We start from the raw sequence: 7,689 nt of genomic DNA, 5'->3' as shown, positions 1-7,689 counted from the left end.
TCTCATCATCGAAATCGGAAACTGGGTTCTCGAAACGGCCTGTGGCGCCCAGTCCGCGTGGACGCGTGCCAAGCCCGAGCATCCTATGACGGTCAGCATCAACGTGTCGGCCAAACAGCTCATGGACCCTGATTTTGCCGATCGCGTGGCGGTGATTTTGGCCGACCAAGGGACGAACCCTGAGTCGGTTATTTTGGAAGTAACCGAAAGTGCGGTCTTCGACGGCGGACCGGCGCCCAAAGCGAACCTGAAGCGCTTGCAGACATTGGGAATGCGGGTCTCGCTCGATGACTTCGGCACGGGCTACAGTACCCTGACCCACCTGCGCACGTTCACCACGAACAACGTCAAGATTGATCAGCAGTTCATCTCGGACATGGCCAATGACCGCGTGGCGGCCGTGATTGTCACCTCCATAACAAACCTCGCCCAAAGCCTTGGAGCGTCGGTGACAGCGGAGGGAATCGAAACGGAACTGCAGCAGGCCTTGGTTATTGCTGCGGGAGCAGACTATTCGCAGGGCTTCCTCTTTGGTCGCGCGATGTCGGTCGAGGCGATTCTGGCGCTTCTTTAGGACGAAATTAGGACGAAACTACGCTGAAAAGTCCACGTGCTGCATGATCCACGAGTGCATGGTGACGGCAGCGGCAGCGGAGGCGTTGATCGATCGGGTCGAACCAAATTGACTGATCTCGATGACGGCCTCGGCGGCAGCGATGGCCTCGGGCGATAGGCCGGGGCCCTCCTGCCCGAATAACAGCACGCACGCAGCGGGAAAATCGAAGGTTTCGATTTTGACGCATCCGGGAACGTTATCAATGGCGAGAATGGGCAGACCCTCGGTCTTGGCCCAGGCCACAAGGTCTTCAACCGTTTCGTGGTGAACGACGTGTTGGTAGCGATCGGTCACCATGGCTCCGCGCTTGTTCCAGCGGCGGCGGCCCACAATGTGCACGGTGTCGGCGGCAAAAGCGTTGGCGCTGCGTACGATCGACCCAATGTTCATGTCGTGCTGCCAGTTCTCAATGGCAACATGAAACGGATGCCGCTTCGTATCGAGGTCCGCAACGATGGCGTCCATGCGCCAGTAGCGGTACCGGTCGATGACGTTGCGGGTGTCCCCCGTGGCCAACAATTCTGCGTCGTACCAGGGCTCCGTTGGGAGCGCGCCGATCCACGGCCCGACGCCCGACGTGCTCAACTCGTGCGTGGGTGATGGCGCGGGAAGGTTTTGGGGGTTCTCAGTCACTTGATTAGGTTACAGACTGTAAGGACCGACAATTGGAGGCACCAGAGTGAACGAGCAGTCGAAGTCGATCGTGATGACCGAGTACGGGGAGCCTGAAGTCTTGAAGTACGTGGATTCAGCCATTCCCGTCACCGGACGTGGTCAGGTGCTCGTCAAGCTCTCTGCCATCGGCGTGAACTTCGTCGACATCTACCGCCGTCAAGGTATCTACCCGGTGGCGCTTCCGCATACTCCCGGCGGTGAAGGCGCAGGCGTGATCGTGGCTCTGGGCGAAGGAGTTGGTTCAGGCAATTCTGGCGATGTCGCCGTGGGTGATCGCGTTGCCTTCGCCGAGACGTACAAGACTTACGCCGAGTTTGTGGTGGTCGATGTCGAACATCTTCTCCCGGTTCCGGATGGCGTTGATGACACCACGGCTGCCGCCATCCCGCTGCAGGGGATGACCGCGCATTACCTCGCCACCTCGGTTTTCCCGCTGGCCAAGGGTCACACCGCGCTGATTCACGCGGGAGCGGGCGGTGTTGGTTTGCTGCTGACGCAGCTCGCTAAGGCCCGCGGTGCCCACGTAATTACGACGGTGTCTACGCCCGAAAAGGCCGAACTTTCGCGCCAGGCGGGCAGCGACCACGTCATCTACTACGAAGAATTCGATAAAACCGTGCGCGATCTCACCGGTGGCGTCGGCGTGGATGTTGTCTACGACGGTGTCGGACGGGACACCTTCGATCAGTCACTGGCGTGCTTGCGGGTACGCGGTTTGCTGGCGTTGTTCGGAGCGGCATCCGGGCCCGTTCCCCCCTTTGATCTCTCCCGGTTGGCGGCGGCGGGATCGCTGTCGGTCATCCGGCCCTCTATGGGCAACTACCTGCAGACGGCCGAAGAACGGCGCTGGCGCTCCGGCGAACTCTTTGACGCGATCGTGGCGGGCACACTGAAGGTGCGTATTGGAGCGACGTACCCGTTGGCCGATGCCGCGAAAGCCCACGAGGATTTAGCGGCCCGACGAACGACCGGAAAAGTGCTACTGGTTCCGTAGCGGCTGACCCACGGACGTTATTGCGGGTTGAGGCCCAGGTCTTCGAGGCCAATGGCCGAGAAGTACGGGTAACCGGCGGCTTCAATGCGCGCCTTGGCGTCGGTACCGCGGTCGACGACAACGGCGACGCCGACAACTTCGGCGCCGGCCTTTTCGAGAGCTTCGATGGCGGCCAGCGGGGATCCGCCGGTGGTGGACGTGTCTTCGAGCACGACAACGCGCCTTCCCTTGACCTCGGGGCCCTCGACCTGGCGGCCGCGACCGTGATCTTTGGGTTCCTTGCGCACAACAAAGGCGTCGTAGCTGAGGCCGCGCGCGGCGCCCTGATGAAGCACCGCCGAAGCGATGGGGTCAGCGCCCATGGTGAGGCCTCCCACGGCATCCACATTGGGAATCTGGGCGAGAAGATCGAGCATGACCTGACCAATCAGGGGAGCAACCCGGTGATCCAGGCTGACCTTGCGCAGATCGACGTAATAGGTAGCCTTCTTGCCGCTGGTCAGTGTGAAGTCGCCATGGAAAACAGCGTCAGACGTGATGTAGCGGATGAGCTGGGTGCGTGCGTCGGTCATGCCTTGAGTTTACTGGGGTGCCGGTTTTATCACTGGGGGCTTTCCGACGCCATCCTAGACTTTCAAAAGCCCCTACTGAAAGACTGTCTTTGTGCTCGCTCGATGTGAAGGAAATCCTATGTTCAACGGTATTGCATCTGTCATATTTCCGACCAGTAACCTCGAAGTTGACAAGACATTTTGGCAGGCGACGCTTGGTGTCGCTCCGTATTTCGATGAGCCGTTCTATGTCGGTTTCAACGTTAACGGCTGCGAGCTCGGGCTAGACCCGAATGCGGCAGACGAGGGACTCCCCTATCCCGTCACATATTGGACGACAACCGACATTCATGCCTCGCACGCCGCACTTCTAGCCGCTGGCGCCATTGCCCATAGAGACATCACATCCGTGGGAGATGGGGTTCTCGTGGTCACTATGAAGGACATTAGCGGCAACCTCTTTGGTCTTTTACAGCGGCGGCAGGATACAAGTTCGCCCCAGTAGTTCGATGAGAGAGAATGGGGGAAACACTCTGAGGGGCTCCATGCGCATTGGTATCATCGGCACGGGCGCGATGGCCAGTATCTTCGGCGGCGGTCTCATTGGCGCCGGGCACGAGGTTGTCTTTATTGGCAAGAATGCCGCGACCATTGCGGCGCTGAACGAGCACGGTCTCACGGTGGATCGCGACGGTTCCCCCTCCTCAAACTATGCGGCGAGCGCGACGATAGATGCGGCATCCGTTGGAATCTGCGACATCGTGCTGGTGCTCGTGAAGGCCTACGACACGCCCGCGGCCGTCAGCGCTCTCGTACCTTTGATTGCGCCTGAAACTAGTATTGTCACTCTGCAAAACGGGGTTGGCGCGGGCGAGATCATCGCCGCGGCTTTTCCTGAAAACCTAGAATCGGGCAAAATCGTGAAGGGTGTCACGTACCAAGGCGGCACGGTTCTTGCCCCGGGTCACGTCTATCACCACTCGACCGCGGCGACACTTTTTGGGCCATTTCTCGGCGCGGATACTGCCGGCGCGAAAAAAGTCGCCGCACTGTGGACAGAGGCTGGTTGGGCGGCATCCATTACTGACGACATCGACGCCGAGGTCTGGAAGAAGGTCGTCGTCAACGGGGTCAATGCGATTGCTGCGACCACTGGGTTGCCATCGCGCGCGATGACCGAGTCCCCCGCGGTGCGCCAACTCGTCGAAGACATTGTGCTTGAGGGGATGGCAGTGGCTCATGCGTTGGGGTACACCCAGCTCGATGAGCGGCAGGCCGTCGCCGACATTCTTCGGGTGTTGGCGGAGACGCCAGACGGGCGAACATCCATGCTGCAAGATATTGACGCCGGGCGCCGCACCGAGATTGACGTGCTCAACGGGGCCGTTATCGAGGCTGCCGAACGCCTGGACATTGACGTGCCACTGAACCGCGCCCTCTACACCCAAGTCATCCAATGGGAAGTAGCCCAGGGGCTGCGCTCGCCACGGTTTGGTGCTGGGGCAGGCACGGTAAATTAGTCTCATGCGCATGGCCACCTGGAACGTCAACTCGATTCGTGCCCGGGTTGACCGCGTCACCGACTACCTGATTCGGGAAGATATCGACGTGCTCTGCATGCAGGAGATCAAGTGCCGCGAGCACCAGTTTCCCTTCGATGCGTTCACCGCTGTCGGCTATGAGGTCGTCATGCACGGCCTGAACCAGTGGAACGGTGTGGCTATTGCGTCCCGGCTTCCCATGACGGATGTTGAGCGCGACTTCCCCTCCATGCCCGGCTTTGGCGAACCGGATGCCGACGGGGTATCCCCGCTCGAAGCCCGCGCGATTGGGGCAACCGTCGACGGGGTGCGTTTCTACTCTCTCTACATTCCCAACGGTCGCGAGCTCGATCACCCGCACTATACGTACAAGTTGGAATGGCTGCGCGGCCTGGCCCGCGATACCGCCGGCTGGCTGGCCGGCAGCCCCGAACTGCCCCTAGCCCTCACGGGCGACTGGAACGTAGCTCCCTTCGACCGCGACGTGTGGGATGTCGCTGAGTTCGCCGGCAGCACTCATATCTCCCCTCTCGAGCGCGAGGCCTTCTTCGCGTTCGAGGCACTGGGGTTGCGTGACGTTGTGCGGCCGCTGGTTCCGGAGGGCTATACGTATTGGGACTACAAGCAGCTGCGCTTTCCGCGCAACGAGGGCATGCGCATCGACTTCATTATGGGCTCCCCCGCGTTTGCTTCGCTCGTGGAGGGCGCACGCATCGATCGCGACGAACGCAAGGGCGATGGGCCAAGCGATCACGTTCCCGTCGTCGTTGACCTGGCCGTTGACTCCGAATTCGGCGATGAGTACGACCGCCCCATGATTTTTGGTTAGAGCGTTGGAAAAACTCCCCGTTCGCCGCGGCGACATGATTGCCGCCATCGCGCTGGTATTGATCGCCGTTATCGCCAACGTGATCGTGACCGCCACCGCAGTGCCCCTCGTGCTCCTCACCGATTCTTGCGACGTGACCTGCAACTACACGGTGATCCAAAGCGGGTTCATCTTCGCGTTGGCGGTGCCGAGCATCCTGACACTGGTCGGTATCTTCATCACCATTCTGCGGGTCGCCCAGCGCAAGCTCGCGTTCTGGATGCCGCTGGCAACGATGGCCGCCGCAACGATCGCGCTCGTTCTCGGCACAGCCGTCATGATTCTCGGCATTCCGGGGGCCAAACTCTTCTAGCTATGCCCATCGGGATGGCGGCGGGCTCGTGTTACGCAATGTGTCACCGCGTTACGGCACGTGACTTTTGACTTCGACGCAGGATGTTCTGCATCGGTAACGTCTGTTTCTATGAAGAACACGGCGTTTGAGGTGCAGTTTGAGGGTGTGGGGCGCACGTTTGCGGTCCCCCGCAACTCACGCACCTCTCGCGCGGCAAATACCGCCCTCGGCAACGCAGCCAACGCGGAACCGCGCGAGGTGCTCAGCGACATCACTATCACGGTGGCTCCCGGTGAACTCGTCGCCATTTTGGGTACCAGCGGATGCGGTAAATCCACCCTCCTGCGGATCGCGGCCGGGCTCGACACGGGTTACGTAGGAGACGTCAGTATTGATGGAACCCCGGTATTTGGCATTGACGCTCGGTGTGCGTTCGCCTTCCAGGAACCTCGTTTACTGCCGTGGCGCACGATGGAGAAGAACGTCGCTCTCGGATTGCCCCGCGGATTCGACAAGGTTGCCGGCGCGCAGCGCGTCGCCGAACTTCTCGCCTTGGTTGGCCTCAGCGCCTCCGCGCACCTCCGCCCCCGTGAAGTCTCGGGCGGCATGGCCCAGCGGGCATCCCTCGCCAGGGCACTGGCCCGAAACCCTGGGGTACTCCTTCTCGATGAACCCTTCGGTGCTCTCGACGCGCTCACCCGCATCAAAATGCAGGATCTGCTGTTGGAGATTCACGCGGCCGCCCCGACCACCATTCTGCTCGTTACGCACGACGTGGACGAAGCCCTTCAACTCGCCGACCGCGTAGTTTTGCTGGGACGAATGCCCGGCCAGCCAGGCTCCACGATCACAGAACTCGTCACGGTTCCCGGTAATCGCCCTCGAGACCGAGGGAACGCTGAGCTGGCTGAAATTCGCGCGCACCTTCTCGAGGGCCTCGGCATCGATCGCCACGTTCACTAGACCCGGCTCCCGTTCGCGGTCTCCTCCCTCCTTATATTTCACCCCCATACAACTCATAAAGATAAAGAGATAACAATGCGTAACCTCAAACTGACCACTGCCTTAACGGCCGGAGTCGCTGCTCTCGCCTTGGCATTAACCGGATGCTCGGCACCCGCCACCGCGACCTCCGCGTCGAGCGCTTCCGCGGCATCCGATGCCGTTATCGACCGCACCGGCCAAACACTGAACATCGACTTCGCGACCTACAACCCTCTCAGCCTGCTGATAAAGAACTACGGTTGGCTCGAGGAAGAACTCGCGGCATCCGGGATCAAGGTCAACTGGGTTCAGTCGCTGAGCTCCGCTGATGCGAACTCGAAGCTTCTGGCCGGTGCCATCGACGTGGGTTCCACTGCCGGGGCCGCCGCACTTTTGGCCCGCTCCAACGGCTCGGCGATCAAGACAATTGAGATCTTTGACCAGCCCGAGTGGGCCGCGATCGTGGTTGCCCCTGGTTCAAAGATTACGAGCGTCAAGGACCTCGCCGGCAAGCAGGTCGCCGCCAAGAAGGGCACGGACCCTTACTTCTTCTTGCTGCAGGCTTTGGAGGAGGCTGGCGTTGACCCCACAACGGTCACCGTGCAGAACCTGGCTCACGCCGACGGCAAGACCGCTCTCCTGGGTGGTTCCGTTGATGCGTGGGCTGGCCTTGACCCCATCATGGCCGGGGCCGAGCAAGAGGGTGCAACGCTTTTGTACCGCAACGTGGGCTTCAATAGCTACGGCTTCTTGAACGGTACCGAGTCCTTTTTGAAAGAAAAGCCAGACATTGCGCAAATCGTTGTGAACGTCTACGAGCGTGCCCGTGCCTACGCTATTGCCAACCCCGACGCGACCTATGCGTTGTTGGCGCAGACATCCGGTCTCAGTGTTCCCGTGGCAAAGACCGTCATCACGGAGCGCACCGTTGTCGACATCAATCCCATTCCGGGGGCGACGCAAACCACGCTGCTCGCCAAAATTGGCAAGGTATTCGTTGCCAACGGTGACGTCGCCACTCAGGCCCAGATCGATACAGGGCTGAAAACGTTGTACGACACCACGTTTATCACGAAGGCCTACACGCCCGTCACGAAGTAGCACTGCTTCGTGCCCAAACCATGAGCGCGCAGCATCACGACACTCTTCGAAAGTAGAAAACATC

The 7,689-nt window shown here is 60.5% G+C and carries 10 protein-coding genes; 8 read left to right on the top strand and 2 right to left on the bottom strand.

Features of this window, described 5'->3' with window-relative positions:
- Positions 1-574: EAL domain-containing protein (locus FB555_RS10610; RefSeq protein ID WP_182485445.1), on the top strand; the 574-nt coding region annotated here is incomplete at its 5' end.
- An 18-nt stretch (positions 575-592) separates the two neighbouring features.
- Here the strand turns inward: FB555_RS10610 and FB555_RS10605 are convergent.
- Complete coding sequence (locus FB555_RS10605) at positions 593-1,249, bottom strand: TrmH family RNA methyltransferase (protein WP_182485140.1); 657 nt, start codon at positions 1,247-1,249, stop codon at positions 593-595.
- Between the two features lie 73 nt (positions 1,250-1,322).
- On the opposite strand from FB555_RS10605, the gene FB555_RS10600 reads away from it, so the two are divergent.
- Positions 1,323-2,285: a quinone oxidoreductase family protein gene (locus FB555_RS10600; RefSeq protein ID WP_182485157.1), complete on the top strand. Its 963-nt coding sequence runs from the start codon at positions 1,323-1,325 to the stop codon at positions 2,283-2,285.
- Between the two features lie 17 nt (positions 2,286-2,302).
- Here the strand turns inward: FB555_RS10600 and pyrE are convergent, their stop codons facing one another.
- Positions 2,303-2,857, bottom strand: a complete 555-nt coding sequence (gene pyrE / locus FB555_RS10595) for an orotate phosphoribosyltransferase (RefSeq protein WP_182485141.1) — start codon at positions 2,855-2,857, stop codon at positions 2,303-2,305.
- Positions 2,858-2,975: 118 nt separating this feature from the next.
- On the opposite strand from pyrE, the gene FB555_RS10590 reads away from it, so the two are divergent.
- The 6 genes from FB555_RS10590 to FB555_RS10565 all read left to right on the top strand — a co-directional run bounded on the left by FB555_RS10590 (position 2,976) and on the right by FB555_RS10565 (position 7,625).
- A complete protein-coding gene (locus FB555_RS10590) occupies positions 2,976-3,341 on the top strand; it encodes a VOC family protein (protein ID WP_182485142.1) in 366 nt (121 codons plus the stop codon).
- Positions 3,342-3,381: 40 nt separating this feature from the next.
- Positions 3,382-4,356: a ketopantoate reductase family protein gene (locus FB555_RS10585; protein WP_182485143.1), complete on the top strand. Its 975-nt coding sequence runs from the start codon at positions 3,382-3,384 to the stop codon at positions 4,354-4,356.
- 4 nt (positions 4,357-4,360) lie between these two features.
- Complete coding sequence (locus FB555_RS10580) at positions 4,361-5,206, top strand: exodeoxyribonuclease III (protein ID WP_182485444.1); 846 nt, start codon at positions 4,361-4,363, stop codon at positions 5,204-5,206.
- A gap of 4 nt (positions 5,207-5,210) precedes the next feature.
- Positions 5,211-5,558, top strand: coding sequence for a hypothetical protein (locus FB555_RS10575; RefSeq protein WP_182485443.1), 348 nt, complete (start codon positions 5,211-5,213; stop codon positions 5,556-5,558).
- Between the two features lie 111 nt (positions 5,559-5,669).
- Positions 5,670-6,503, top strand: a complete 834-nt coding sequence (locus tag FB555_RS10570) for an ABC transporter ATP-binding protein (RefSeq protein ID WP_182485442.1) — start codon at positions 5,670-5,672, stop codon at positions 6,501-6,503.
- A gap of 75 nt (positions 6,504-6,578) precedes the next feature.
- Positions 6,579-7,625: an aliphatic sulfonate ABC transporter substrate-binding protein gene (locus tag FB555_RS10565; protein WP_182485441.1), complete on the top strand. Its 1,047-nt coding sequence runs from the start codon at positions 6,579-6,581 to the stop codon at positions 7,623-7,625.
- The last annotated feature ends 64 nt before the right edge of the window (positions 7,626-7,689 follow it).

Origin of the sequence: Alpinimonas psychrophila, from assembly GCF_014137865.1 — a bacterium.
GTDB classification, from domain to species: Bacteria; Actinomycetota; Actinomycetes; order Actinomycetales; family Microbacteriaceae; genus Alpinimonas; species Alpinimonas psychrophila.
Note: the sequence above shows the minus strand (reverse complement) of the source record. Positions and strands in the feature narration are given on the sequence as shown.

What these genes read in the sequence shown, in the direction of transcription:
- FB555_RS10565 (WP_182485441.1), top strand. Translation starts at nt 6,579, where the DNA reads ATGCGTAACCTCAAACTGACCACTGCCTTAACGGCCGGAGTCGCTGCT.
- pyrE (WP_182485141.1), bottom strand. Translation starts at nt 2,857, where the DNA reads ATGACCGACGCACGCACCCAGCTCATCCGCTACATCACGTCTGACGCT.
- FB555_RS10590 (WP_182485142.1), top strand. Translation starts at nt 2,976, where the DNA reads ATGTTCAACGGTATTGCATCTGTCATATTTCCGACCAGTAACCTCGAA.
- FB555_RS10600 (WP_182485157.1), top strand. Translation starts at nt 1,323, where the DNA reads ATGACCGAGTACGGGGAGCCTGAAGTCTTGAAGTACGTGGATTCAGCC.
- FB555_RS10570 (WP_182485442.1), top strand. Translation starts at nt 5,670, where the DNA reads ATGAAGAACACGGCGTTTGAGGTGCAGTTTGAGGGTGTGGGGCGCACG.
- FB555_RS10585 (WP_182485143.1), top strand. Translation starts at nt 3,382, where the DNA reads ATGCGCATTGGTATCATCGGCACGGGCGCGATGGCCAGTATCTTCGGC.
- FB555_RS10580 (WP_182485444.1), top strand. Translation starts at nt 4,361, where the DNA reads ATGCGCATGGCCACCTGGAACGTCAACTCGATTCGTGCCCGGGTTGAC.